1 protein-coding gene is annotated in these 772 nt (G+C 64.1%); it reads left to right on the top strand.

All coding sequences use genetic code 11. The features are described 5' to 3' along the window. Positions 1–772: hypothetical protein (locus AC5JJ6_RS38935; protein ID WP_496047185.1), on the top strand; the 772-nt coding region annotated here is incomplete at both ends.

The raw sequence follows: 772 nt of genomic DNA, 5'->3' as shown, positions 1-772 counted from the left end.
TCATGAACGCCGAAGTCCTGGAGGGGGATGCGCTGGCGTCCTTTCTACGCTCGACCATCTCGGTCAACGACGGCCCAGTCTCGGTCGATCCTTACGAGTTCCTGGCTCCGCAGCTTGTCGACAGCCCTTTGTACGGCGGCCGCCCGCTGTGGCTGGGCCACGCACATAACCGTCTCAATGTGCGGGCGGTCCAGATCAACACCTATCCGCGCCGCCTGGAAGCAGGAGCCCTGGATTTTGGCAACGACACATTCGACGGCCTGTCTGAGCTCGGCTACCGCATCCGGCGGGTAAAGCGGATCCGGACGCAGAGCAAGGCCGAGTCCGTGCGCGAACTCGAGTGGCTGGTCCGCAAGGCCGCCCTGACGCAGGAAAGCATGCTGCTCAACGTCCTGAGGCAGTTTCAGAAGGATGCCAGTTCGCCGCTCAACAACAAGGCCGCCACGGTGACGCTGGAGGAAACCGATGCGATGCTGCTCGAGCTTCAGCGCGGCGGCGTCCTGCGCTGCCAGACGACCGACACTGTGCTGATCTATCACGAGGATCGCGGGGAAGCGAAAAAGCAGGCGCAGCGGATTGAGGAGTTTCTCCTGGATCACGGCTTCGGCGTCGAGATCAACGACATGACGACGCACGACTGCTTGCTTGGCGCCATCCCCGGAAAGACCGACGTGGATTTCGTGCGACCGGGCGTCAACCTGCTGGCGGCCGCCGTCAGCGCCCCCCTGACCCGGGCGTGGTCGGGCGACCTCGACGTCACCACGAGCCCGAT

It is taken from the genome of Skermanella sp., from assembly GCF_059503625.1.
This window is presented reverse-complemented; position numbering and strand designations above follow the sequence as displayed.